Origin of the sequence: Paraburkholderia bengalensis, assembly GCF_037126505.1 — a bacterium.
Lineage (GTDB): Bacteria > Pseudomonadota > Gammaproteobacteria > Burkholderiales > Burkholderiaceae > Paraburkholderia > Paraburkholderia bengalensis.
In genome coordinates, this window is sequence record NZ_JACFYJ010000008.1 from 77,357 (window position 1) to 102,402 (window position 25,046).

Sequence of the window (25,046 nt, forward strand, 5' to 3'; positions counted from 1 at the left end):
CAACCGTTTAGACGCAGCGTTAATAAGGCGCTGCACCGCTGGACGCGGTTCTGATCTTCCGATCGTTCAGCCGGTCCATCTCCGACGTCTCATTGTTCGCCTTGTGCTCGCCGTAGATTTCCCCGACCCGCCCTTGTGGCGTATCCCGTCGATTGTTGATCGGAGCGCTACGGCAGCCCAACGGTTGACTATGCATTGTTAGCTAAGGCCATAACGCGATCTCGTTCACCACGTAAGTCTTTCAGAGGGTATTACGCCATTTTGCGAAGAAGACCGCGGCCACTCGCCTCGGACGAACCGTCGCCAACGCTCACGCGATCGAAAACTGTACTCGCTCGTTGAATCGGCAATGCCGTCGTATCCATGCTAGTCGGCACTATCGCTGGCCATTCCTGCAACTTCCCATCGCGAATGCCGTCGTCGACTGCGACGCGCTCCCCTCCTCGAATATGCCTGCCGAATCACACTCCGTTGTACCATCGTCCCAATTCGAGTGCGCTCAAAACTGGCCTTAGCAACCTCAATAAAGGACCGTACGGAAAAGCCCTTTCTCGGAAGCGGGCGATGAAGACTGTGCCTGCATCGCCAGTAGAATTTGCTCAGCCGAAAAGCCGCTTCAAAGAAGCCGACAAAAAATGGCGACGGCGCAACAGAAGCGCAGCCCCTATGCTTCTTCCGGAGAAAAGAAAAGAGCCCGCGGTTTCGCGGGCTAAATGTTGATCTCACCGATCCGACATCGGAGAAGGGTATCTATCCAAACGCCGCCGCGCCTCTGGACCGCGGCGTCAGTCCTTGACCGGAACCATATAGTTCACGATACTACGCCCGCCGTCTGGATAGATCGTCTGGCCGACAATATACGAGGCATCATCGCTGGCCAGGAACGAAACGACACTTGCTACCTCAGACGGCTGGCCGCATCGGCCGATCGGCGTCCGAGCCAGGACGTTGCGCCGAGCAGTTTCGCTAGCCATGATCGAGTTCTCGACAAGTTCCGTCAGAATGGTGCCGGGCCCAACCGCGTTCACCCGAATGCCGTGCGGGGTTAGTCCTACCGCCATTACTGCCGTTAGCTGCTTCATCGCCCCCTTCGATACCGCATACGCAACCGCGTTGGGTATCGCAAGATTCGCGTTGACTGATGACATGTTAACGATGGACCCTCCACCGCCTTGCTTGATCATCTGACGGGCGACCGCTTGACCGATGAGGAACGCGGCCTTGACATTAATACGCTGGGTCCTGTCAAACATTTCTTCGGGGAAGTCCACGAAGTCCGCGAGGTGGATAATGCCTGCATTGTTCACGAGGACGTCTACTTTTCCGAATACAGTCACTGCCTGGTCAACCAGGTCTTTCGCCTTCACGCTAGAGATGTCGGAGAGGTCACAGACACAGGCAACGGATTTGGGCCCCAGTTTTGCGACTACCTCGTCCAGCTTCTCTTTCAGGATGTCAACGAGAAACACCTTTGCACCCTCAGAGAGGAACCGCTCCGCGCAAGCCAGACCGAGCCCCTGTGCAGCGCCCGTAACAATTACAACCTTTCCGTCATGTTTCATATGGACCTCTAATCAAGCCAAGTTTTTCATTCCGCAAACACAGCGGTATCTTTACTCAAACGGGAACGCCACCATCTCAGTGGTAGTGACAAACATATTCCATTATTTCTCGCACTTCGATTTCGAAGCTTGAATTCTCGGGTACAACAAATCGCTCGCCGGCGAGATAGGTTGCCCAGTCATCGCTACCGGCGTGGCGAACTCGACATTCGCCAGCGACGATTTCCATGGTTTCCCGTCGCTTGGCATCGAAGTTCAGCGTTGACGGGAAGATCACGCCGAGCGTCGCCCGACTGCCGTCGGGAAAAAGCACGAGACGACTCACGCACTTGCCGTCAAAATAGACGTTAGCTTTTTTCAGCACCGAAACGTCATTAAACTGCTTCATTTGCTTCTCCGACTTGTTGTATCCCACCTCGAATCGCAAATCTGCAATCATCGACGATGGGCGAACGCTCCCGGGACGGTCTGTCGACCAATCCCCAAGTGAACCATGCACTGACCAACAACTGGCAACTGCTATTCAGGCCAGCCGATCAACATATGGCGCACCGTAGCCACCGCCTCCGGGGGTACAGATTTCGAACACGTCATTCACCGCCATTTGCGCCTCGGCGATGTGATCGAGTGTTTCGATCGTGCCATCAGCCCTGATGATCCTGTTCGTTCCGACCAAGCCAGGTTGTCCACCAGCGACACCGAAGGCACCGTGCTTCCGCCCATTGGACAAAATGCTTGCCGTCATCGGCTCAAGGAATCGGACTCGCCTGACACTGCCGTCCCCGCCCTTCCATCGTCCCGCTCCACCGGATGCTTCGCGAACGGCGAAGCTGTCAAGACGGACCGGATAGCGGAATTCAAGAACTTCAGGATCAGTCAATCGCGAGTTGGTCATGTGCGCCTGCACAGCCGACGTACCGTCGAAGCCGCGGTCGTTCGACTCTCCCGCGATGTCTGCACGTCCCGCGCCCGTTCCTCCGCAAATGGTCTCGTAATACTGCACGCGATCATTTCCAAAAGCGAAGTTGTTCATTGTGTACTGGCTCCCCGCAAGTACTCCAAGCGCTCCGTAAAGTGCGTTCGTGATACAGGTTGAAGTTTCCACGTTTCCGGCAACCACTGACGCTGGGGAGGTCGGGTTCAACATCGAAGCCTCCGGCACGATGACCTTGAGCGGTTTGAGACAGCCAGCGTTAAGCGGTATGTTGTCGTCCACCAGCGTCCGGAACACGTACAGCACCGCGGCCATGCAGATTGCCTTCGGAGCATTGAAGTTGTTCTGCTGCTGATCGGAGGTACCTGTGAAGTCCACAACGGCAGACCGGTCAACTACGTCAACCTTGATATCGACCTTGATCTGTGAGCCGTTATCAAGAGGCAGACAGAATCTGCCATCCCGCAGGAGTGCAATCACGCGGCGCACAGACTCTTCCGCATTGTCCTGGACATGACGCATGTAGGCTTGAACGACCTCGAGCCCATATTGCCCGACCATCTTCTGCAACTCCTGAACGCCCTTTTCGTTTGCCGCGATTTGTGCCTTCAGATCTGCAACGTTCTGTTCAGGATTGCGACTCGGCCACTTTCCGCCCGACAGACGTTCAAGAACCTCGGCCTCTCGCAACCGCCCCTTGTCAACGAGCTTGAAGTCACTCTGGAAACGGACACCTTCCTCATCAATCGTTTTTGAAAACGGCGGCATCGAACCCGGCGTCGTTCCCCCGATATCTCCATGATGGCCGCGACTACCTACATAAAATATCGGTTCATCGGTATTGTGACCGTCGAGATAGACGGGTGTAATCACCGTTACGTCCGGCAAATGCGTGCCGCCGTCATAGGGATCGTTGATCGCAAAGACATCTCCACGCGAGATATCTCTCCGGTTTTTCTCAATGATCGATCGGACACTTTCACCCATCGACCCGAGATGTACCGGCATGTGAGGCGCATTTGCCACCAGATTACCGTCCGCATCAAAAAGGGCACAAGAAAAGTCCAGGCGCTCCTTGATATTCACAGAGTGTGCGGTGTTCTGGAGCTGCAACCCCATCTGCTCGGCAATGTTCATGTAGAGGTTGTTGAACACCTCCAGCATGACGGGATCAACCGTTGTGCCGATCGCGAACTCTGCGGCCTTAGGTACGCGACGTTCCAGGACGATGTGGTTCAGGTCCGTGAGGCGGGCGTCCCAGCCGGGTTCCAATACTGTCGTCGCGTTTTTCTCGGCGATGACTGCAGGGCCTGTAACTACATCTCCCGGCGTCATATCTTCGCGCACGACCAAGGCTGCCTCACGCCAACTTCCTGCAGAGAACAGCTTGACTGTTTCTCGCCGAGGCGCTTCTCGTGCCTCGTGCGCCTCATGCAGAACCTCTTCCGGAGCGTCTCCGGCGAGATTTGCTTCAACGGAGACCGCCTCGACAACCATAGACTTACCGCGCATAAGGAACGCATAGCGTTGGCGATAGGCGGCTTCGAAATTGGTGACGATTTCGTCGAACGTGCCGAAGTTCACAATCAATGCGGAGTCGCTGCCTTCGTACCGAACATGGACACGATACGTCACATGAACCTGGCCCGAACTGACCATCTGCTTATCCAGTTCATCCGACGCCAGGCGGCCGAGCTCCTTCAACTGCTCCGCAATTGCGGGGAGCGATGTTTCCCGAAGCGCGAGTTCGGTTGCTTTTTCCCGAATGACCGTCTGGTCGGCTAGCCCCATGCCGTATGCAGACAGAACTCCAGCCAACGGATGCACAAACACTCGCGTGATACCTAGCGCATCTGCCACAAGACACGCGTGCTGGCCCCCGGCACCGCCGAAGCACTGGAGTGCATATCCCGTCACATCGTAGCCTCGGGCGACGGAAATCTTCTTGATCGCGTTCGCCATCTGTTGCACCGCGATCTCAAGAAAGCCCTCAGCGACTGATTCAGGGGTGCGACCCGTCTGCCGGGCTAATTCCTCGAACTTCTCCTTGACAACGTCGACCCCAAGCGCTTCATCCGCGCCGGGGCCGAACACCTTCGGGAAATAGTGCGGCTGAATCTTTCCAAGGAATACGTTCGCATCCGTCACTGCCAACGGACCACCCCGCTTATAGCTAGCCGGACCTGGGTTGGCGCCCGCACTATCGGGGCCCACGCGGAATCGTGCACCGTCGAATGCAAGCACGGAACCGCCACCGGCTGCCACAGTGTGGATGCTCATCATCGGCGCACGCACGCGAACCCCCGCGACCTGCGTCTCGAACTCACGTTCGAACTCTCCGACGTAATGCGATACATCTGTCGACGTACCGCCCATATCGAAGCCAATCACCTTGGGGTGGCCGCCAAGCTGCGCCGTTCTCGCCATACCCACAATGCCGCCTGCCGGCCCAGAAAGAATTGCGTCCTTACCCTGGAAGGACTTGGCGTCGGTCAGCCCGCCCGAAGATTGCATGAAGAACAGCCGAACCCCGGGCATCTCTCGTGCGACCTGATCTACATACCGGCGCAAAATCGGTGAAAGATAGGCGTCGACAACCGTCGTATCTCCACGACTGACGAACTTCATCATGGGGCTCGTCTCGTACGAGATGCTCACTTGGGTGAACCCAATCTCGCGCGCGATATCTGCGGCCACTTCTTCATGTTCGGGATAGCGATAACCATGCATGAATACGATGGCCACGCTACGAAGTCCATTTTCGTATTCGCGAATCAGGTCTTGGCGCAGCGATTCTCTATCGAGTTCCCGCACAACTTCGCCGTCCTGGCCGACCCGCTCGTCAGCTTCGACAACCGAACTGTAAAGGAGCTCCGGGAGCACGATATGACGGTCGAATAGTCGTGGGCGATTCTGGTATGCAATTCGAAGCGCGTCTCTAAAACCGCGCGTCGTGACGAGGACAGTCGGCTCACCCTTCCGTTCGAGCAACGCGTTCGTGGCGACGGTCGTGCCCATCTTCACACATTCAACCAGCTCGGAAGAGATAAGTTCGGGCGGTTGCAATCCCAGCAGCCTGCGAATGCCTGCCACAGCGGCATCACGATATTGTTCCGGATTCTCCGAAAGCAACTTGAGCGTGACCAACGCGCCATCGGGCCGCTTCGCCACGATGTCCGTAAATGTGCCTCCGCGGTCTACCCAGAACTGCCATTTATCTGATTTCATAATACGGTCTTGATGCTGTTGTTAATTTGGGAACTGAAGCGCACTTCGCGCGGCTCACGATGAGTCACCTCGCGCGACGTTCTGCTTCCTGATGTTCTTTGCGCAGCCGCTATGCTTGAAAAGACTTTGGGCCGACGGAGCGCGCGGCGCCTTCGTTGGGCTGCGAGACCATCGCTCTCCACCCGCCGATGCAACTGGTTCTCGGCTTGTCAGGGAAACCCCGCTCGACTCCGGCGACTACTTGATTCCGAGAATACACAAGCGCCTTTTGTGCTCAAAGCGACGGATTCGCACGCGCTCATGACATTCGGGAATGGGCTGCAACCGTGGGATCTTGCGGACGGCGGGCGGAGACCCCGTACGGTACGGGTCGCGCATCTAGCCCTTGTTTCTGGGCTAGCCAAAGATGCCGTTAAATCGAGGAGACTAATAAGGCGATGCGGCCCCAACCGCTACCGCCGTGAAAAACGTTGATGGATGAGGCCTGCCGGCGACAGTGCCGCAGTCAATCAGAGCGTCGCTGCGAGCTCCTCGCGATGTGCATCTCCGGACAACACGTCACGAACGCAGACACTGTGAGGAACACGACAGAGAATCCAGGGAATGGATGCGGTCACATCTTTATTTTCAGCATGCGCGTGTTACGCACGGCGGAATGAAGGCGCAATTGGCTTACCGCAATCAGCAGAAAACCCAGCAGCGCTATAGCGCAGGGCGTCGAGAGCAACGCCCCAAAGACACTCTTTGGGGCGAGGACGTTAGCCGCACACCCGGCAAGCGCGACCACGGTCGATGAGATTACGGACTGAAGGAATGCTCGCCCGACACGTCCTCGCCACGACCTTGGGAGCCCGTTCTCTCGACCCAATAGAAAACAACATTCGAGAGACCGTATAAAGCGCGGAGTTCAAGCAGCTACGTACTGCCATCAATATCAGCGCACCGACAATGCTTGAAGAGGCCGAGAGGCTCGTTGACGACCGTTGAGTTACCGTTTTGTCGACGATTTTGCCGATACCGGCGAACATCGCATAGGGGCCGATAGTGTTTGCAAGGACTTCCCCCGAGAGTCAAGATGCAACGCCGACTGCAACGTACTTCGGGCGCCCTGGACCAGCAGCGTGCGCAGATAGACGTTGGCCCGCAGGCTCATGTGTCCGAGCCGCGTCCTGCCCACCGGCGCTGTGCTGGCGCGGCGTGAGGCCAAGCCATGCACCGAACTGTCGGCCATTGCGGAAGATGTGTGCATCGGGAACTGTGGCAGCCAGCGTACCGGAGGTTACCCGCCAGACTGCCAAGCAGTTCGCTGGCGCGTCTCGCGACGTCACTGCCGCGGGCGTGAGCGGCGATCGCTGGTCGCAGCGGGCAAGCCGCAGCTTCAGCGCCGCCAGTTGTTCGCGCACTTTCGAGATCCGTTTCCGCTCGCACGACGCAAACCGATCAGCGCTTGATCAGCATCGAAAGCACTGCACTTGCTGCGCAAAGTCCCGCTACAGTCGGAAAGATGATCGACGTATGGCCGGTAATATCGATGATGCGGCCGATGACCGGTTCGCCGACGCCGGCGAACATGTATGACATGGTGTTGAGTACGCCTGTCGCTGTTCCCGCGGCTCGGCGCCCGAAAAGGTCGGGACACAAGGCCCAGAACGAAGACGCAGGCCCAAAGACAAAAAAGCCGCACAGAAACAGGCATGCGATCGCGAGCATGCTGCCGTGCGGTATGAACATCATGAAGATCGCTGTCGCGCAAGCCAGCACCATGTACGAGACGATCGCCATATAACGGCGTCCCTGGAATAGCACGTCGGAAATCCAGCTATTCGACAGCGAGCCGAGCGCCATGCCCACCGGCAACGCGACCGTGATCCACTTCGGGTCGATCAGCGTCGATGAAGTCTTCCAGTCGATGCCGAGAAAATGGACCGGCACCCAGACTACCAGCGCGTACCGCGCGGCGTTCTGGAAACCGATCGCAAAGCCCGTGATGTAGAGCCTCCAGTTCTTCATCACCAGCGCGTAACGCTGCGCGCTCGTCAGTTCATCGGCAGGTTCTTCGGGCGGCACAGCGTCCTTCGATTGATCCATTACGGGCAGATCGCGAACCTGGGGCCGCTCCGAAACGAATAGCAACAGCACCAGTGCACCGAGCAACATCGACAGCGGTGCGAGACGGAAGATCCAGACCCAGCCCAGTTGCATCGTGCCCAGAATAAGGACCGGGAAAATATAGGCGAGCACGGAAGAGAATCCGGAAAAGCCCACATAAACGCCATAGACAAAGCCGCGATGCTTGTGATCCCACCAGTTGGATAGCAAGCGGCTGCCTGGCGCAAACCCCATCGACTGGAAATAGCCGTTAAGGCCCCATGCCAACAGAAAGAAGGGGAACGTATGGCCGAAACTGAATAGCCAGTTCGCCGCCAATGAAAGGACGGCCCCGGCAATCATCATCGTCTTGCCGCCTAGTTTGTCACCGAGGTTGCCATTGATGAACTGCCCGCCGGCATAGCACCAGAGCATCGTCGCACTGATCCAGCCGAGCTCGTACTTCGACAGGCCGTAATCATGCTGAATACCGGCAACCGCGAATCCCAGCGTCTGGCGGCCGGTGTAATAGAACAGATAGCAAAAGGTCACGCCTATCAGCGCACGCCATTTGTACTGCGTGAAAGTCGTGGCCGTGTCGACGGACGTGTATCGCAAAACATCAGGCGTGTCTGAGGGCATGGGTGTCTCCGTGTAACGCGCGGTCTATTGCCGCACTAGCCGTTTGTCGTCGTCAGGCAAGGTGATTGAGTGCGAGATCGATCACGTCGAAATTACGCAGGCGACGGGTGTCGCTGATGCCAACGAGCTTGCGGTTGAAAATGAGCGGCACCTTCTGTTCGGACAGCCCGCCGTGAGAGCGCAGTGGCACGGTGAGCCCGGACAGATCGTGATTGGCGGCAGCGCTGCCGATCGTCGTGAGCCGTTCGCCGAGCACCACAAGCTCGCCGATCCGGTCCGGCGGCAGTTCGAATCGCTCGCTCGCCTGGGCACGTGTCAACACCGTCTCGATCCCCCTGATTGCCGCGATAAATGCCATCACCTCGCGTTGCCGCGCCTCATCATCGCCTTCGCGCAGGTAGACGGTCGCGTAGGAGCCAAGCGCGCCATGATGGACGACGTATGGATCGGTGATAGGCAGGATTACGCGCGCGCTTCGCGCACCGTATTGTGCGTCGAGACGGTCCTGCAGGTACACCACGTTGGGCCGACCGATCGCATCGGTCTTCGCGTTCATGCCGTGATCGGCGGTGAGCGCCAACACGGCACCCTCGTCGTGCAGACGTTGCAGGTAACCGTCCATCATCGCGTAGAAAGCGTTGGCCTCCGGCGTGCCGGGCGCGTGTTTGTGCTGCACGTAATCGGTGGTGGAGAGGTATGTCAGGTCCGGGCGTTCTTCTCGCAGGATCGACAGACCGGCCGCGAACACAAATTCCGATAGTTCGGCGCTGTAGACGGACGGCACGGGCATGCCGACCCTCTCGACGACGTTCTCGATGCCGTGCTGTCCACGCGTCACCTGGTCGGCCTTCTCGGCGGAAAAGCAGATGCCCTCCAGCCGATGGCCGAGCAGGCTGCGCAGCTTGTCCTTCGCGGTCACGACGGCGACGCGCCCACCCGCGCGCGCCATCTCGGCAAGTATGGTCGGCGCGCGCAGGTATTTGGCGTCGTTCATCAAGACTTCAGCCTGAGTCTCCTTGTCGAAGAAGAAATTACCGCATATGCCGTGGACCGAAGGCGGCGCACCCGTGACGATCGACAGGTTGTTCGGGTTGGTGAACGACGGCACGACGCAGTCGCCCGCCAACACGGTGCCGCTCGACTGCAAGCTGGCCAGAAACGGTGCCTTGCCCGCGAGAATCGCCTGATTGATGTACTCCTGCTCGCATCCGTCGACGCACACGACGATCGTCGGGGTAGAAGGCCACTGATAAGTCCTGGAGTTGACGTTGATTTGGCGGGTCATGGGGGCACCTTTTTTGATCGAGAGACTGGAATGACCTGAGCGTATGATGGGCAATCCACTCACACAATCGACAAAATTTCCCACAGCCCGTTAAATAATTTCACACATGCGATCGAAGATGCCTCCCCTCAACGCCTTGCGCGTGTTCGAGGTCGCCGCGCGCGCAGGCAGCTATTCCGCAGCCGCGCGCGAACTGAGCTTGACGCACGGTGCGGTGAGCCGCCATATCGCCATCCTCGAAGACTGGCTTGGTCAACCGTTGTTCTTGCGCGAGGGGCAGAGCATGGTCGCGTCCGCCCATGCGCGCGCGTTCGCGCGTGAAATCAGCGCGGCCTTCGACCATATCGCGGATGCGGCCGAGCGCTACGGCAAGAGTCAGCACCGCAAAGTGATTCGGGTCAGCGCGGCGGCGACAGTCGCGATGCGCTGGCTGATTCCTCGCCTGCCGTTGTTCGCCGCGGTTTGCCCGGATGTGGACGTGCGCGTTTCGACGACCCTGACGACCGACTCCGCGCTGCGCGGCAGCTTCGATCTGGCGATTCGTCGCGAAGTGCCGCCTGGCGGGCAATTTCAGGCCTGGCCACTTTTCGAGGAGCGCAACACAGTGATCGCGAGCCCGGCACTGATCGCGCGAGCCGGCATATCGTCTGTTGACCAGTTGAGCGACGAGACATGGCTTACCACGGAATCGCGCCCGAGGGATTGGGAAAGCTGGACAGAGGCCGTCGGTCATCCAGCCCTTCGAGCCGATCGAACGCTGAGATTCGATCACTTCTTTGTAACCTTGCAGGCCGTCGCAGATGGTCTGGGCTTCGGTATCGGACCGTTTCCCACACTTGAGGCCGATTGCACTTCGGGTCGTCTGCAGACGCCTTTTCCCGATCTGACTTCGAGGGGAGCGACCTATCACGCGCTGGTCCCGCTCGATGCCGATAAGCCCGTACATATGAGAGATTTCATTGACTGGCTACGAGCAAGGGGAGAGAGCGACCCTTCCGTCAGATGACGGGCTCTGGGTTACATGCGTGTGAACGTCCCTTGTGAAGAACTGAGACGACGCTCTACTGGCCATCAGCAACGAGCGGCCACTGACTGTAAGTGGCCGATCGCCGTCCGACGCGGCGCTTCGGGGCCGATCCACGCGGGCACCTCGGGTCATGAGTCAATTCATCCGCCAGCTGCGCCAAAAAGAATCGTCTCTTCACTCTGGCGCGAGAGGGATAGTGTTCAACGCAGACTGCACGGTCTTGAAAAACTCTTCTGCAAGCGCGTAGTACGTCACGGCCTCGGGTTTTACGGGAGTGGTTTCGCGGATGAAGTTCTTGCCACGCTCCATAAGGGTGCTAATCGGATGATAGTTCTCGCTGAAGAAGCAGGCGGCGGTGTGACTTTCATCGATGTGGAGCTTAAGTGAATGAGTCGCCATGATTGTCGGCGATCTACGTGGCGAGGTCGAGTGTCCGAAACTGGCCGCAAGTACTCATCGGACTGCAGCGAGAACTGACCCATCGGTCATCCCGACCTGCCGGTCATGAATCCGTCTACATCCGAAATCCTATGAGGTGATGCATCATCCTCTCCCGACAAATGGCATTTTCGTCGCCATCACGGTGTGAAAAAGCACATTCGCATCGAGCGGCAAGTTCGCCATATGCGCCACCGAACGCCCCACGATTTCCGCGTCGATCAGCGGTTCAGATGCCAGTTCCCCATTAGGCTGCGGAACCCCGTGCGCCATGGGCCGCGCAAGGGTACTGTGCGCATTGCCCACGTCGATCTGGCCCACGGCAATGTCGTACGCACGGCCATCGAGCGCGGCGCAGCGCGTCAGGCCCGTCACGGCGTGCTTCGTGGCCGTGTAGGCGATTGAATTCGGTCGTGGCACCCAGGCCGACAATGACCCATTATTAATGATGCGGCCGCCACGCGGGGTTTGCGTCGACATGATCCTGAACGCTCTCTGCAAACAGTAAAACATGCCGTTGAGGTTGACGTCGACAGTGCCGCGCCATTGTTCGGGCGTCCACGTTTCAAACGAACCTGGCGGATTGCCAACGCCCGCATTGTTGAACAGCAGATCGATCCGCCCGAAACGCGCAACGACGGCGTCAAACGATGACGTGACCGCAAGCGGATCGGATACATCGCACGACACGGCGATCGCGCGCTCTTCGAACGCATCGTCATTGGCGATCTCCCGCAACGGCTCGATACGTCTGCCGAGCAGCGCAACCGCCCATCCGCTCCTCAACAATTCGAGCGCCGCCGCCTTGCCGATGCCCGACCCCGCGCCTGTCACGATACCTACGCGCGGCATCTGCATCCCGTTTGCCTGACTCATGCTCGCCCCGTCAGTGGTTATCGCGCGATTCGCCGCGCAACTCGATAATGTTGAGAAACAGGGTCGCCGGTTCGAGACACGCACCGTTTCCCTGCTGACCCACCATGCTTCGATACATTTCCTCCCAGGGTGTCTGATTGGGCAGCGACGGCGCAGACCACGCGGCCCTGCGCGCAGCGAGTTCATCATCGGAGACCAGCAGATCGACGCGACGCATCTTCAGATCGACACGCAGCCGGTCGCCCGTTTTCAGCAGCGCGAGCCCGCCGCCTAATACAGCTTCTGGCGATACATTCAGAATCGACGGACTCCCCGAAGTGCCGCTCTGGCGCCCATCTCCCATCGTCGGCAGCGTGTCGATACCGCGACGGATCAATGCTGCGGGCGGCTGCATGTTGACCACTTCCGCTCCGCCCGGATAACCGACGGGTCCGCAGTTCCGCATCACCAGCATCGAGTTCTCGTCGATTGCGAGCGCGGGATCGTCGATCCGTGCGTGATAGTCCTCCGGGCCTTCGAAGACAACAGCCGTGACTTCGAATGCATCCCGATCGTCGGGATTCGACAGGAAGCGCTCGCGAAACCGTGCGTCGATGACGCTCACTTTCATCACAGCGTTGTCGAACAGGTTCCCGCCGAGCACGATATGGCCGCCTGCGGGCTTGAGCGGCGCATCGAATGCCCGGATCACTTCACGATCCGGCTCAGCGACCTGCGCCAGATTCTCCGCCAGCACGCGCCCGGTGACTGTCATTTCGCCGCCGTGCAACCGGCCTGCGGCGAGCAATTCCCTCATCACGCCCGGCACCCCACCGCCACGATGAAATGCTTCACCGAGGAAACGCCCCGCTGGCTGGCAATCGACAAGCAAAGGAATGTCGGCACCGACGCGCTGCCAGTCATCGAGCGAATGGGCCACGCCCATGTGTCGGGCGATCGCGATCATGTGGATCGGGCAATTCGAAGAAGCACCGATCGCGGCCGCGACGGCCACTGCGTTTTCGAAGGCCTTGCGCGTCATGATGTCCGACGGCCTGAGGTTTTCGCCGATCATCTGCACAATCCGCTTGCCCGTCTCGTACGCAAACCAGCCGCGCTCGCGATACGGCGCAGGCACCGACGCGCAACCGGGCAACGACATGCCGAGTGCTTCGGCGAGCGAATTCATAGAAAGCGCCGTGCCCATCGAATTGCAGTGCCCCGCCGACGGTGCCGACGCCGCGACCTTCTCCATGAACGTCGCGTAATCGAGTTCGTCTCTCGCGAGTTCCTTGCGCGCCTCCCACACGACGGTACCGGAGCCCGCCAGTTTCCCCTGATACCAGCCGTCGAGCATCGGACCACCGGAGAGCACGATCGCCGGAATGTTGACGGTCGCAGCGGCCATCAGGCAGGCGGGCGTGGTCTTGTCGCAACCTGTCGTGAGTACCACGCCGTCTAGTGGATAGCCATGCAGTACTTCTACCAGCCCGAGATAGGCCAGATTGCGATCGAGTGCCGCCGTCGGCCGCTTGCCGGTTTCCTGAACCGGATGAACAGGAAACTCGAGCGGAATGCCGCCCGCGTCGCGGATGCCGTCGCGCACGCGTTTTGCAAGCTCGATATGGTGTCGATTGCACGGCGCGAGATCGGACCCTGTCTGCGCGATTCCAACGATCGGCTTGCACGACTGCAACTCTTCGCGCGTAATGCCAAAGTTCATGTAGCGCTCGAGATACAGCGCAGTCATGCCGGGGTTCGATGGGTTGTCGAACCAGCGGCGGCTACGCAGCGGCCTCGGCGAGCGTGCTGACTGATCAGATGTCAACGCTTTCTCCTCACGCTGCGTATCGGGTGCGCAGCAGCGCTTCATATCGGTCGATGAACGACGCCACCGCTTCTTCGAGACGTTGCAGGTCGCCTTCGTCGTGTGCCAGTGTCAGCACGATGAAGCCGCGGCGCGCGACGTAGCAACCACGTTCGATCATGTGAAAGAAGAACAGGTCTTTGAGCGGCGTGTCGGCCTCGGTGAGGTCGTCGACGGAATGGATCGCTTGAGTGCCCGCATGCAGATTCATCAGCGACCCGATGCCTGTGAACTGCATCTCGACTTGGCGTTCGCGGCACAACCCGTTGATTCGCGCCCGCAGCCGCTCGCCTTTTTCGTTGAGCGCAGCGGCAGCGCCTGCCGTATAGAGACGCGAGAGCCCCGCGTATCCGGCCGCCATCGACAGCACGTTGTTGTTGAACGTACCTGCGTGCGGCGTGGCACCGGGCAAGCGCGGATCGAACTGCGCCATCACATCCTTGCGGCCGCCAAACGCGCCGAACGACATGCCGCCGCCAATGTATTTGCCGAATGTCGTGAGGTCGGGACGGATGCCGAGCAACGCCTGCCGTCCGCCGCCCGACAGGCGCGACGTCACGACTTCGTCGAGAATCAGCAACGCGTCGTGCCGTTGTGTCAGCGCTCGCAATCCCTTAAGGAATTCAGGTTCGCCGACGATACATCCACCTGCAACCTGCATCGGCTCGACGATAACCGCGGCGATATCGTCCCCGTGTGCAGCGAAGGCGGCTGCAACGGCGCTCAGATCGTTGTACGGCGCGACGACGAAATCGTGCGGCACATTCACCGCGCTATTGCCGCTACCGAAAGTGAGAACCCCGCCGTGATAACCGCCCTTGAAAGCGATGACCTTCTTGCGTCCCGTGAAGATGAGCGATGCGGCAATGGCCATCAGGTTCGACTCAGTACCTGAGTTCGTAAATCGCAGTGATTCGACGGAATCGAAACGTTCTTGCAACAGACGCGCAAGCGGCACTTCCAGCGTATTGTGGCCCGTCAGATTGAGACCATTATCGAGTGCCTCGACAATGGCTGCGCGAATCACGGGGTGACTATGGCCATACATCGCCGTCGTGTACTCGGCGAGGAAGTCTGTATAGGCGTGACCGTCTACGTCCCACAAGCGCTTGCCCTCGCCGCGCGCGATCGTCAATGGGAACGGCGAATAAAACAGCACGGAACGGGTATTGCCGCCCGGCATGACGGATAAGGCTTCGAGATGCGCCGCTTCACTTTTGGGGTTCGACTTTGCGAACGCACCCGAGGCGAGTGAAGCCGCGCGCGTGAGTTCGGCCACATCCGGCTGCGATGGCAACACGTTGGTTATCGACATATGCATTCCTGATTCATTAGGGATCTGTTACTGAATACGTGCTCTGTGAAATCGGTCATTCGACCGGCACGATCGATCCGCCCGCGGACCAATACACCGTCATGGGCGCCTTGATCCATTCACCGCGCTGATCGAAGCGCACTTGTCCGAACAGGGTGTTGAAGGTTGTCTGATGAAGCGTCTTGTCGAGCGTTTCTGGCGATAGCGATTGCGCCTTCGCAATCGCCTCGCCCATCATCATCGTGGCGGTATAGAAGGAAGGGGCCTTCTGATCGGGAGCGACACCATATGCCGCTTTGAATCGGCCCTCGAAGCGTTTGCCGTCGGGTAACGCGGCGAGCGGCACACCGCCCTGCGGACAATACATTTTCTTGTCGAGGGCGCCGTCGGCAAGCTTTGGAAATTCGCCGACGCACAGTCCATCGCCACCCATCAATACCGCGTTAATTCCAAGGTCGCGCATTTGCCGGGCCAGATAGGCCGCTTGCCCGTAATAACCGCCGTAGAAAATGGCCTGCGGTTTCTCGAGCTTCACCTTCGACAGAACCGCTTTGAAATCGACGGTGTGATCCGTAGCGTATTCGCGCGCGACAATATCGATGCCCTGCTTCTTCGCCGTACTGGCAAACACATCGGCTACACCGGCACCATAGGCCGTGCGATCGTCTATCACCGCGACGCGCTTCAGATGCAGCGCATTCGCCGCATAATCAGCCATCCTTGCGCCAAGTACATTGTCATCAGTGGTCAGACGGAATACGTACGGATAGCCGGGAACCGTCAATGCGGGGTTCGAGGCCGCAGGCGTGATCATGATGACCTTCGCATCGTTGTAGATCTTCGAGGCGGGAATCGTCACGCCCGAATTCCAGTGCCCGATTACTGCGAGCACACCGTTGTCTACGAGTTTTTGCGCAACAGTCACTCCTGCCTTCGGATCGGATTGATCGTCCACGGAAATCAACTCGAACTTGAGCGGCTGGCCATTCAGCGTCATATGCTTTGCGTTGAGGTCCTCGACAGCGAGTCTCGCGCCGCGCTCGTTGTCCTTGCCGCTCGCCGCCTGCGAACCTGTCAGTGGACCTGCGACACCAAGCTTCACCACCGTGTCCGCAAGAACCGTCGCGGATGCCAACGCGACGCCCAGGCCTGCCACAAGCATCTTCATTGCAGGAATACGCATGATCATGCCCCCGTCACTCGTTGATGAGATGTTCCAGCACGCTGCGCACGGGTTCCAGCGTCGCGAACTCGTAATCAGGGCGTGCCTGGAAATCACCCAGCTTCTCGGCACCACGATTGATCCACGCCACCTTGATACCGAGCGGCTTGGCACCGTCGATATCGGCCCACGTGCCGATGGAACAATGGAAGATTTCGTCGGCTCGCATGCCAAGCGTGGCAAGCCCGGTTTTGAAGATCGTTTCCGATGGTTTGTACGCGCGGGCCATTTCCGCCGTCGTCACTTTCGGAAAGTACTCAACGAGACGACTTCGACGCCACAGATCCGTGTCCATGTTGGTAATCGGCATGAGCACGAATCTGTCGCGCGCCCAGTCGAGAAACGCAACGGCGTCGTCAAAAGGCTGAGATGATTCGACCAGATGTGTCAGCAGCAACTCAGTCAACCCTGCCATGTCCTGCCCACTGGTGCTGCCTTCATGTAGCGTCTCCAGACAATCCTTGAGCGCCTGTTGCGCGACATCGCGATAGCGCCGGTACGCGGTGCTTCTGTAGCCCTGCACCGTGCGCCTGTCCCAGTCCGCATAGACATCGGCCGCTGTTTGCGTCGTCGTGAGCGCAAGATGCTGCAATACGCCTTCAATACCGCGAATGCCGCCCGTCGTCACATCGACGAGCGTGCCAAAGTAGTCGAACGTTAGTGCTTTGGGTTTCATAGGTTCTTCCATCATGTAGTAGTGCGAATTCAACAAAACATTGACCGGCTTTGATGCTGCCTTCGACTTCGGCAGCGATGTCGACACGAGCGACGCAGGATCCCTTCTCTTCACGCGAGAACCATGTCGAAACCGTCGCGGATCATCAGCAACGCTCTCGAAGTGAATTTAATGTACGCCGTACAATTAAAACGTGCAAGCGAGAAAATTTGCGGGTTTTCCCGACGTCTCGCGCGATTGCACCGATTGCAGTAGAGTGACGCTCGTTCGAATTCACTGGCGAGAACTCACGTTGAGCAGAAAGGAAGAGTCAGCGGCGGCGGCGACCGCGCCCGAGAAGAAGCGACGTGGCCGGGCCCCGAAGGATCAGGGGCTAACGAGGGAACGAATCGTGGAAGCTGCCCTCGCATTGATCGATGCCAAAGGCTACGCATCGTTCAGCCTGCGCGACGTCGCGAGAGAGCTGGGTGTCTATCCGACGGCTATCTACTGGCACGTGCCGAGCCGCGACGAGTTACTCGTCGAAGTGATCGCGGTGGCATTGGGTGACCTTGTTCCGCCAACACTGCCGGCCGCGCGCTGGCGCGACTGGTTGAAGGAACTGTTCAATCGTTATCGCGATGCCGTGGCGCGGCATCCGAACATCGCACCGTTACTGGGTTCGCAGATCATTTCGAATGCCAGTATGAATCCCGCGATGGTCGAAGCTGTGCTCCAGACCTTGCTTTCCGCGGGCTTCAGGCCCGAAGATCTGATTCACGTGTACAACACGGTGATTACGGCGATGGTCGGCTTCGTGACGCTGGAATTCGCAAGTCACGGTGCTGACGAGCGTGACGCGTGGGAAGGCAGATTGCGCACGCGATTCGAAGAACTTGACCCCTCTGCCTTTCCCGTCCTGACGTCGAATGTCAAACGACTTTCGAATCATGCATTCATCGTACGCTGGAAGGGCGGTACCAATTCGTCGTTGAAACAGAGCCACGAGCGGTACATCGATGTCGTACTGGATGGACTTCAGCGGCAACTGCCGGGTCCCGGAGGCTCATGAATAGCACGCATGGATTGTTCGGCTGCGCGACATGGCACGAAATGACTCAAAGAGGACTTCACACCTTCGGGCTCTCGGACGGACGGGTAATTAATGGCAGTCGCGATGGCAACAGTGCCCGCCTCCTGAATCACGCGTGCTCCCGAACCGCGGGCCATCGAACCGGGTGATCGTGTCTTCATCCATGCCTCACCGACATGGCGGCCGGCTGCGAGCTGTTCATCGCCTATGCGCTCGCAATCGAGAGCGAACCGACCGATGAGATGAGGCAACAGTACGCACGCCGCTGGAACTCACCCGGGCCCCGGCGATCCATGCTCGGCGCCTTAGATGGTTGACGTCGATCAACCGAATGACTGTTGCCGGGGGCGCCCGACGCCCCTTCGCGGCCGACAAGGGACGTCCACGGATTTCGATAGCGGTCGTTCGAGTCACATTACGCTCGACATATCGCAATGATTTCCTCGCTGGTTGCGTCCCGGAAAAGGCTACCGTCCCAATCGCCAAACCAATCGACCTCCCGGAACCCGGCCGTGGCGATCGCGTCAGCCAGGTCCTCGTAAGATGTGAACCGCAGTCGGCTCGTGTTGGTTAGATGCGCATTGTCGAGCTCGAAGACGTAATGCGTTTCGAGCTCTACCAGTGGCTCGGTCACAGATATGCAATGGTGAAAGACCGATATCGCACCGTGCTGTTCAGACTGAACCGACCGCGAGGAAAGCGCTGGCGTCCACGATTCCCAGGGACGAAGGACCGGGTTCCGGCTTTCAAACATGAAGCATCCGCCTGTCACAAGCATCTCGCGGACCGTTCGCAGCATAACCGCGACCTCACAGTCGCTCAAAACGCACTGAAAAGCGTGGCCAGTCATGGTCACGACGTCAAAAGGGGGCGACCGCGGTACGCTACCGGCGTCACCGACGATCCATTGAACTGCAGCGGCATCAGGGCGTCGCCTTGCATAACTGACCATCATCTCTGAAGGATCCACTCCGACGACTCGATGACCGGCGCAAGCCAAGCGAACGGCAAAGGTTCCAGTACCGCATCCTAGGTCGAGAACCCGCCTAGGGCTATTTCCAATTCGCTCTGCATAGAACCTGTGGTCCCAGTCTCCGGAATTTAGTATGTCGTAGAGGTCAACGAGTCTTGGATTGGCATAGAGGGCGTTTTTGGCGTCGGACATTTCGGCTCGAAGCGGGAGCTTTTTGTTGGCGGTCGGTGCGTGATATTCCAGACCAGATACCGTCCCGTTGTCAACGATCTAACGGCTCGCCTCGGGACCGTTTCTGGGCCATGAAGGGACGTTCGTCCGGTGTGTCACTCTGGCATTCAGACGGCGGCTCCGCCTCAGCTGGCCGCCATTCGATCGCCGAGAGCACCTTCATCGACCAAAGCAGACAGTACGGTAACGGCATGGAGGAGGCCGCTATAAACCACTTTTCTGGCCTTCGGCACTGAGGCCATCCACGAAGCGAGCATTAGGTCGTACAGAGCAGAACTGGCCGAACCATGTCTGCTCACCTGGACTATCCCAACTTGAAAAAACGCAAGATTGCGTGCGGCAACATCGGCGGCAGAGGGGCGCGATAGGCAACAAGGCACGGCAGCAAGCCCAGCCAGTTGACGCGACGCGTCGTCGTAGAAGGTCGCCTCGTACCGTTTCGCCTCCTCATCTTTGAGTGCGCAGCTTGGCGCCACGCATCGCCTCATCGAAGGTTTTTTCCGTGGCAACGTGCCGATGATCGACGCTGACCAACCAGCTACCTTGAGCGCAACACCAACGTATCCGACGTTCCTCGACCAGCGAGCTAACCCTGACGATGAACAGAAACTCGTGCCGGCGCCACCTCGGCATACGGGCCGGACCGGCTCAACCGGGTGCTGTCATTGATTGACACGCAATTCGCACATCCTTTGAAGGTCGGGACACTCGCGAAGGCCGCAGGGATGTCTGAACGAACACTGACGAGGCACTTTACCCAGCACCTGGGGGAAAGCGTAGGCGAATACATCGCTCGTGTACGAATCGGTCATGCGTGTCGAATGTTGGCAGATACCGCTATGCCAATATCGGTGATCGCCGGTCGTTCAGGGTTTCCGAACCTGGCCAACTTCAACCGGCAGTTCAAGGTGACGAAACAGATGACTCCCGCCGACTATAGGCGGCAGTTTTCAGGGAAGAAGAACGATGCTTCACCATCGCTCACAGAGCGATCGCCCTCGCTTGATTCGAAGCGAACAGCGTCGAAACGACGACGCCCCGCTCATAAGTAACGACTGCTTTTCACTGTCCGGATGAGGAATCACGTCGCTTCCGCGCACCGCTCATTATCGAAAATCAACCCGCCGCGTTTCGTTTGCGCACTTAGGGAATACCGGCCCAAAGTGACAAGCGATCCCGTTCAATAGCGATCAATCCATCTGCGCTCTTCCAGAGAGTACTGTCCACAAATCTTAAACGCGCGCTCCATTCCCGAAAAGTATCATCCGCGACCCAAACAGTATTGGACGCCGCTTCTTCCATTCCCCTATCCTGAGTCCGCTACTACACAAAGAACACGACGGACAAGTCCAAAACCTCGACACATCACGCACCCTGGGCTGAGCGGCGTCGACAACCGCGACATGGTAGCTCGCCATCAGACACTTACCGCTGCAGGTTCATTCGACGGTGCGCACGATCCTGCTTATCAGCATACGAGCTAACCATGCATGAAGGAGACACCATGCGCCCGATCGACGTTAAAGCGCTTTGCGACAATGCGCGATTCAGTCAATTCCACCTTCTGCTTCTCTTTTGGTGCGCAGTTATCATCATATTTGACGGCTACGATCTGGCCGTCGTCGGCATAGCGTTGCCGTCGATCATGCGTGAGATGGGCATCGAGTCGGCAAGTGCGGGCTTCATGGTAAGTTCTGCATTGCTTGGAATGATGATCGGTGCGGTGTTTCTCGGCACCATCGCAGACCGCATCGGACGAGTTCGCGCCATCGTCATATGTTTATTGCTTTTCAGTATCTTCACGGCGGCAGCGGGCGTGACTAGCAACCCGGTGACATTTAGCATTGCGCGATTCATCGCTGGCCTTGGAATCGGCGGCGTTATGCCGAACGTGGTTGCGCAGATGACGGAATACTCGCCACGAAGAATTCGCAGCACGATGGTCACGTTGATGTTCAGCGGCTATTCCGTAGGTGGAATGGTCGCAGCCCTCGTCGGCAAAGCCATGATTGAACGTTACGGCTGGCAATCCGTGTTTCTCGCCGCTGGGGTCCCAGCACTGCTCGCGCCGCTCGTCTGGAAGCTGATGCCGGAGTCTCTGGCTTTCCTGGCACGAAATGGGCACAAGGATCGATTGAAGCGAATTCTTCCTCAAATCGACTCAACCTACGTCCCACAGGAGGCCGACTACTTCGCACTGCAAGACGAGTGCGCGGCGGCCGGCTCGCCGGTCAAGCAACTCTTTCTCGATGGCCGAGGCACCAGCACCGTCATGCTGTGGGTTGCCTTCTTCATGTGTCTCTTCATGGTCTATGCCTTGAGCTCCTGGCTTACAAAACTGATGGCGAGCGCTGGCTACTCCCTGGGCTCCGCGCTAACGTTTGTACTTGTTCTCAACTTCGGCGCAATGATCGGCGCAATTGGCGGCGGATGGCTCGCGGATCGCTTCAACATCAAGCACGTGCTCATCGTCATGTATGGCTTGTCAGCCGCCTCGATTAGCATGCTGGGGTTCAAGGTCCCTATCGAAGCATTGTTTTTTCTCGTTGGCCTCGCGGGAGCGTCGACGATCGGCACGCAGATTGTGACGTACGCGTTTGCCGGCCAGTTCTATCCTGCCGTCGCACGTGCGACAGGTATTGGCTGGGCGTCCGGCGTCGGCAGAAGCGGTGCGATTCTCGCGCCGATCGTAATCGGATTCCTTGTCAGTCAATCCCTGCCGCTGCAGCAGAACTTCTTCGCGATTGCGATACCGGGAGCGATTGCGATGGTAGCGATATGCCTCATCAAGGTACGGCGGACGCCACCAGTCGGCGAAATGCCGGTTGCCGCCAAAGCTAAACCGGTTTGATCGCCAGGACATTGGCTGGATCGCCCTTTAGTCCACTTCTTAAGCTAAGGGCGAATCGCGTTCGACAAGTGAGGTTTTCGGGGCTATGCAGCTCGTAGCCCGTCGAACGGTCGCGAACGATGAATCTCCACGATTGTTATTCCATTCAGTTCCCGTTTTGAAACCCAATTTGCTGAGATTAAGCATGAACAAGCCTTGCATCATTTCTGTTGCGATCACAGGATCGCTACCTCGCAAGAAAGACAATCCGGCGGTGCCGATCACGGTAAGTGAGCAGGTTGAGTCGACGCAGGCGGCATTCGAAGCAGGTGCGACCCTGGTTCATCTCCATGTGCGCAACGATGACGAAACTGCCACGTCAAGTCCCGAACGTTTCGCATTGGTTCTGGAAGGCATCCGCAAACACGCGCCCGGCATGATCACCCAGGTGTCCACGGGTGGTCGTTCGGGTGCCGGCAATGAAAGAGGTGCGATGCTAAGCCTGCGACCGGATATGGCATCCCTGGCGACCGGCTCGGTCAATTTCCCGACTCGGGTTTATGACAATCCGCCGGACCTGATCGACTGGCTGGCCGCCGAAATGAAAGCCTATGGCATCAAGCCCGAAGTGGAAGCCTTCGATCTGTCAATGATCTTTCAGGCGGCAGCCATGCAAGCTTCCGGTGCGATCGTCGGTCCTCTGCATATCCAGTTCGTAATGGGCATCAGGAACGCAATGCCTGTTGATCGCGAAGTGCTTGAATTCTACGTTCGAACGCTCGAGCGCCTTTCACCCGATGCGACGTGGACGGGCGCCGGCATCGGTCGCAATCAACTGACGATGGCCCGTTGGTCTCTTGAACTCGGCGGGCACTGCCGAACCGGGTTGGAAGACAATGTGCGAATGGATAAGAACACACTCGCGCCGTCTAATGCAGCGCTGGTGCGTCAGGTCGCGGAGCTTTGCGAGGAGTATGGTCGCCCTGTCGCCACTGCGGCACAGGCTCGTGAAATTCTTAACCTTGGCTAAACGGTGTTCGCATATCGCCCCCGAACCGCCAAGGCTCCTTCTGTTTCGGAGCCTGAGCGGGAGTACTCGTGTTAGTGAGCACGCCAGGATTCGTCGCCCCGCTACTGTTCTCGGCCAAATTGCACGCGACTGCGCGTGCGATGACATCCCGCAGGCAAGATATCGCTGGCGGGCCGGGAGATGATGACAGCGAGCAGCCCGGTTGTCACTGCAGATACTGACCAGGCGCTTTTCGACGCGACTGATTCCAACGTCCTGTTCGTATCGTGACTCATGCAGGCAGCCGGCGTCCTCAGCGAATCGACGACGGATGACGCGCGAGCGGGGTCACCTGCATGGTCATATAGGGGAACAAGGGCAACGCCGACAAAATCGTATGCAGCTCGTCGTGCGAGTCGACATCGAAGACGCTGTAGTTCGCGTACTCACCGACAATGCGATGCAGTTGCTGCCACTTTCCGGCTCGCTGCAATTCCTGCGAGTAGGCCTTTTCTCGGGCCTTGATTTCGTCAGCTTGTGCCGTCGACATATCGTGCGGCAGGTGCACGTCCATTCTTACGAGATACAACATGCTTTCTCCAGGAGGACACTCCTCCATGCCAGAAGGAGCGCCAATTGATATTTAGGGCGGCCGGCGTTTATGCTTTCTTCTCGCGGCGGTAGAACGCAAGCTTCTCTTCGTCGATTTGCAGCCCAAGCCCCGGTCCTTCCGGCAGATGCAGGTCGAAGTCGCGATACTGTGGCCGGGACGTCACGACGTCGTCCTTAAGGAGCAGCGGGCCAAAGAGTTCCGTACCCCACGCCAGTTGCGGCAGCGCGCTGAAGCCGTGCGCGGAAGCGATGGAGCCGATACTGCCTTCGAGCATCGTCCCGCCATAGAGCAACACGCCCGCCGCGTCGGCAACGGCGGCCGTACGCATCATCCCGTAGATACCGCCCGACTTCGCAATCTTCAGCGCAAACACGTCAGCACAGGCATCGCGCACAAGGTCGAGTGCGTCTTCCGGGCCGGTGACGCCTTCATCGGCCATGATGGGGACGTTAAACCGCGCTGCGAGTCGGGCCAGCGCCCCGCGCTGCTCGCGCGGCGTAGGTTGCTCGATGAGGTCGATACCGGCAGCCTCGAGGGCTTCGATGCCCGAGGCCGCTTCGACTTCGTTCCACGCCTGATTCACGTCGACTGTCACCTTTGCGCGGTCGCCAAGTGCCGCCTTGATTCTGGACACATGCGCCACGTCATCCCGCACGCTGCGACGACCAATCTTCAGCTTGAACACGTTATGTCGGCGTTCGGCGAGAAGCGTTTCGGCTTCTTCGATGTCGCGGCTGGTGTCGCCACTGGCCAGCGTCCACAGTACCGGCAGCGTCTTGCGGACTGCGCCACCGAGCAGCGCCGACACTGGTACGCCGAGGCGCTTACCTTGTGCATCCAACAGCGCCGTTTCAATGCCCGATTTGGCGAATCGGTTTCCACGCGCAACCTTGTTGAGCTTGAGCATGGCCGCGTTGACGTTGGTCGCGTCTTGACCCACCAGCGCTGGCGCAAGGTACGTGTCGATGGTCAGCTTGATGCCTTCGGGACTTTCTTCGCCGTATGACAGACCACCGATCGTCGTGGCTTCGCCGATGCCCTCAATGCCGTCACTTGAACGCAGGCGGATGATGACCATGGTCTGTTGCTGCATCGTCGCCATGGAGAGCTGGTGCGCCCGAATGGTCGGAAGGTCGACCAGAATAGCTTCTACGGAAGTAATTGAAGGGTTCATACCTG

Annotated in this window: 20 protein-coding genes and 1 pseudogene; 5 read left to right on the top strand and 16 right to left on the bottom strand. The window is 58.5% G+C overall.

The annotated features are described in order from the left end of the window. Positions 1-785 precede the first annotated feature (785 nt). From H3V53_RS07640 to phnA, 7 genes are all read right to left on the bottom strand, one after another. Entirely contained in the window at positions 786-1,562 is a 777-nt protein-coding gene (locus H3V53_RS07640) for an SDR family NAD(P)-dependent oxidoreductase (protein ID WP_336597438.1), read from the bottom strand. A gap of 76 nt (positions 1,563-1,638) precedes the next feature. Continuing rightward, entirely contained in the window at positions 1,639-1,950 is a 312-nt protein-coding gene (gene ppnP, locus H3V53_RS07645; protein ID WP_336597439.1) for a pyrimidine/purine nucleoside phosphorylase, read from the bottom strand. Positions 1,951-2,085: 135 nt separating this feature from the next. Continuing rightward, positions 2,086-5,724 (bottom strand): hydantoinase B/oxoprolinase family protein, encoded by a 3,639-nt coding sequence (locus tag H3V53_RS07650; protein WP_336597440.1) that lies wholly within the window; start codon positions 5,722-5,724, stop codon positions 2,086-2,088. A gap of 758 nt (positions 5,725-6,482) precedes the next feature. Beyond that, the gene (locus H3V53_RS43605; protein ID WP_419539455.1) at positions 6,483-6,752 is read right to left on the bottom strand and encodes a hypothetical protein; all 270 of its coding nucleotides are present in this window, start codon (positions 6,750-6,752) and stop codon (positions 6,483-6,485) included. A gap of 42 nt (positions 6,753-6,794) precedes the next feature. Next, positions 6,795-7,127, bottom strand: coding sequence for a transposase (locus tag H3V53_RS07655; protein ID WP_336597441.1), 333 nt, complete (start codon positions 7,125-7,127; stop codon positions 6,795-6,797). A 37-nt stretch (positions 7,128-7,164) separates the two neighbouring features. After that, positions 7,165-8,454, bottom strand: coding sequence for an MFS transporter (locus H3V53_RS07660; protein WP_336597442.1), 1,290 nt, complete (start codon positions 8,452-8,454; stop codon positions 7,165-7,167). Between the two features lie 52 nt (positions 8,455-8,506). Then, positions 8,507-9,739 (bottom strand): phosphonoacetate hydrolase, encoded by a 1,233-nt coding sequence (gene phnA, locus H3V53_RS07665; RefSeq protein ID WP_336597443.1) that lies wholly within the window; start codon positions 9,737-9,739, stop codon positions 8,507-8,509. 106 nt (positions 9,740-9,845) lie between these two features. Here phnA and H3V53_RS07670 point away from each other — a divergent pair, with 106 nt between their 5' ends. Continuing rightward, positions 9,846-10,745 (top strand): LysR substrate-binding domain-containing protein, encoded by a 900-nt coding sequence (locus H3V53_RS07670; RefSeq protein WP_336597444.1) that lies wholly within the window; start codon positions 9,846-9,848, stop codon positions 10,743-10,745. A gap of 195 nt (positions 10,746-10,940) precedes the next feature. Here H3V53_RS07670 and H3V53_RS07675 read toward each other — a convergent pair whose 3' ends face one another. The 6 genes from H3V53_RS07675 to H3V53_RS07700 all read right to left on the bottom strand — a co-directional run bounded on the left by H3V53_RS07675 (position 10,941) and on the right by H3V53_RS07700 (position 17,139). Next, entirely contained in the window at positions 10,941-11,165 is a 225-nt protein-coding gene (locus H3V53_RS07675; RefSeq protein ID WP_336597445.1) for a hypothetical protein, read from the bottom strand. Between the two features lie 144 nt (positions 11,166-11,309). Next, positions 11,310-12,080: an SDR family oxidoreductase gene (locus tag H3V53_RS07680; protein WP_336597446.1), complete on the bottom strand. Its 771-nt coding sequence runs from the start codon at positions 12,078-12,080 to the stop codon at positions 11,310-11,312. Between the two features lie 10 nt (positions 12,081-12,090). After that, positions 12,091-13,932, bottom strand: a complete 1,842-nt coding sequence (locus tag H3V53_RS07685; protein ID WP_336597447.1) for an IlvD/Edd family dehydratase — start codon at positions 13,930-13,932, stop codon at positions 12,091-12,093. Continuing rightward, positions 13,898-15,241 carry an aspartate aminotransferase family protein gene (locus H3V53_RS07690; protein WP_336597448.1) on the bottom strand — a complete coding sequence of 448 codons (1,344 nt, stop codon included), beginning with the start codon at positions 15,239-15,241 and terminating at the stop codon, positions 13,898-13,900. Before H3V53_RS07690 ends, H3V53_RS07685 begins: the two co-directional genes overlap by 35 nt. A gap of 55 nt (positions 15,242-15,296) precedes the next feature. Next, a complete protein-coding gene (locus tag H3V53_RS07695) occupies positions 15,297-16,430 on the bottom strand; it encodes a branched-chain amino acid ABC transporter substrate-binding protein (RefSeq protein WP_336597449.1) in 1,134 nt (377 codons plus the stop codon). Positions 16,431-16,437: 7 nt separating this feature from the next. Further along, a complete protein-coding gene (locus H3V53_RS07700) occupies positions 16,438-17,139 on the bottom strand; it encodes an HAD family hydrolase (protein WP_336597512.1) in 702 nt (233 codons plus the stop codon). Positions 17,140-17,530: 391 nt separating this feature from the next. On the opposite strand from H3V53_RS07700, the gene H3V53_RS07705 reads away from it, so the two are divergent. After that, positions 17,531-18,190 carry a TetR/AcrR family transcriptional regulator gene (locus tag H3V53_RS07705; RefSeq protein ID WP_336597450.1) on the top strand — a complete coding sequence of 220 codons (660 nt, stop codon included), beginning with the start codon at positions 17,531-17,533 and terminating at the stop codon, positions 18,188-18,190. Between the two features lie 436 nt (positions 18,191-18,626). Here the strand turns inward: H3V53_RS07705 and H3V53_RS07715 are convergent, their stop codons facing one another. After that, entirely contained in the window at positions 18,627-19,376 is a 750-nt protein-coding gene (locus H3V53_RS07715) for a class I SAM-dependent methyltransferase (RefSeq protein WP_336597451.1), read from the bottom strand. A 644-nt stretch (positions 19,377-20,020) separates the two neighbouring features. On the opposite strand from H3V53_RS07715, the pseudogene H3V53_RS07720 reads away from it, so the two are divergent. The 3 genes and pseudogenes from H3V53_RS07720 to H3V53_RS07730 all read left to right on the top strand — a co-directional run. Further along, a pseudogene (locus H3V53_RS07720) lies at positions 20,021-20,467 on the top strand (helix-turn-helix domain-containing protein); the annotation flags it as partial. Positions 20,468-20,919: 452 nt separating this feature from the next. Next, the gene (locus H3V53_RS07725) at positions 20,920-22,266 is read left to right on the top strand and encodes an MFS transporter (protein WP_336597452.1); all 1,347 of its coding nucleotides are present in this window, start codon (positions 20,920-20,922) and stop codon (positions 22,264-22,266) included. A gap of 184 nt (positions 22,267-22,450) precedes the next feature. Then, positions 22,451-23,275 (top strand): 3-oxoadipate:acetyl-CoA acetyltransferase, encoded by an 825-nt coding sequence (locus tag H3V53_RS07730; protein ID WP_336597453.1) that lies wholly within the window; start codon positions 22,451-22,453, stop codon positions 23,273-23,275. Positions 23,276-23,567: 292 nt separating this feature from the next. Here H3V53_RS07730 and catC read toward each other — a convergent pair whose 3' ends face one another. After that, the gene (catC, locus tag H3V53_RS07735; protein ID WP_054921695.1) at positions 23,568-23,846 is read right to left on the bottom strand and encodes a muconolactone Delta-isomerase; all 279 of its coding nucleotides are present in this window, start codon (positions 23,844-23,846) and stop codon (positions 23,568-23,570) included. A gap of 67 nt (positions 23,847-23,913) precedes the next feature. Continuing rightward, the gene (locus H3V53_RS07740) at positions 23,914-25,041 is read right to left on the bottom strand and encodes a muconate/chloromuconate family cycloisomerase (RefSeq protein WP_336597454.1); all 1,128 of its coding nucleotides are present in this window, start codon (positions 25,039-25,041) and stop codon (positions 23,914-23,916) included. Positions 25,042-25,046: the final 5 nt, after the last annotated feature.

Excerpts from the sequence above, each read along its gene's own strand:
- H3V53_RS07640 (WP_336597438.1), bottom strand. The coding sequence starts at position 1,562 with ATGAAACATGACGGAAAGGTTGTAATTGTTACGGGCGCTGCACAGGGG.
- ppnP (WP_336597439.1), bottom strand. The coding sequence starts at position 1,950 with ATGAAGCAGTTTAATGACGTTTCGGTGCTGAAAAAAGCTAACGTCTAT.
- H3V53_RS07650 (WP_336597440.1), bottom strand. The coding sequence starts at position 5,724 with ATGAAATCAGATAAATGGCAGTTCTGGGTAGACCGCGGAGGCACATTT.
- H3V53_RS43605 (WP_419539455.1), bottom strand. The coding sequence starts at position 6,752 with ATGTTCGCCGGTATCGGCAAAATCGTCGACAAAACGGTAACTCAACGG.
- H3V53_RS07660 (WP_336597442.1), bottom strand. The coding sequence starts at position 8,454 with ATGCCCTCAGACACGCCTGATGTTTTGCGATACACGTCCGTCGACACG.
- phnA (WP_336597443.1), bottom strand. The coding sequence starts at position 9,739 with ATGACCCGCCAAATCAACGTCAACTCCAGGACTTATCAGTGGCCTTCT.
- H3V53_RS07670 (WP_336597444.1), top strand. The coding sequence starts at position 9,846 with ATGCGATCGAAGATGCCTCCCCTCAACGCCTTGCGCGTGTTCGAGGTC.
- H3V53_RS07675 (WP_336597445.1), bottom strand. The coding sequence starts at position 11,165 with ATGGCGACTCATTCACTTAAGCTCCACATCGATGAAAGTCACACCGCC.
- H3V53_RS07680 (WP_336597446.1), bottom strand. The coding sequence starts at position 12,080 with ATGAGTCAGGCAAACGGGATGCAGATGCCGCGCGTAGGTATCGTGACA.
- H3V53_RS07685 (WP_336597447.1), bottom strand. The coding sequence starts at position 13,932 with ATGAAGCGCTGCTGCGCACCCGATACGCAGCGTGAGGAGAAAGCGTTG.
- H3V53_RS07690 (WP_336597448.1), bottom strand. The coding sequence starts at position 15,241 with ATGTCGATAACCAACGTGTTGCCATCGCAGCCGGATGTGGCCGAACTC.
- H3V53_RS07695 (WP_336597449.1), bottom strand. The coding sequence starts at position 16,430 with ATGATCATGCGTATTCCTGCAATGAAGATGCTTGTGGCAGGCCTGGGC.
- H3V53_RS07700 (WP_336597512.1), bottom strand. The coding sequence starts at position 17,139 with ATGAAACCCAAAGCACTAACGTTCGACTACTTTGGCACGCTCGTCGAT.
- H3V53_RS07715 (WP_336597451.1), bottom strand. The coding sequence starts at position 19,376 with ATGTCCGACGCCAAAAACGCCCTCTATGCCAATCCAAGACTCGTTGAC.
- H3V53_RS07725 (WP_336597452.1), top strand. The coding sequence starts at position 20,920 with ATGCGCCCGATCGACGTTAAAGCGCTTTGCGACAATGCGCGATTCAGT.
- H3V53_RS07730 (WP_336597453.1), top strand. The coding sequence starts at position 22,451 with ATGAACAAGCCTTGCATCATTTCTGTTGCGATCACAGGATCGCTACCT.
- catC (WP_054921695.1), bottom strand. The coding sequence starts at position 23,846 with ATGTTGTATCTCGTAAGAATGGACGTGCACCTGCCGCACGATATGTCG.
- H3V53_RS07740 (WP_336597454.1), bottom strand. The coding sequence starts at position 25,041 with ATGAACCCTTCAATTACTTCCGTAGAAGCTATTCTGGTCGACCTTCCG.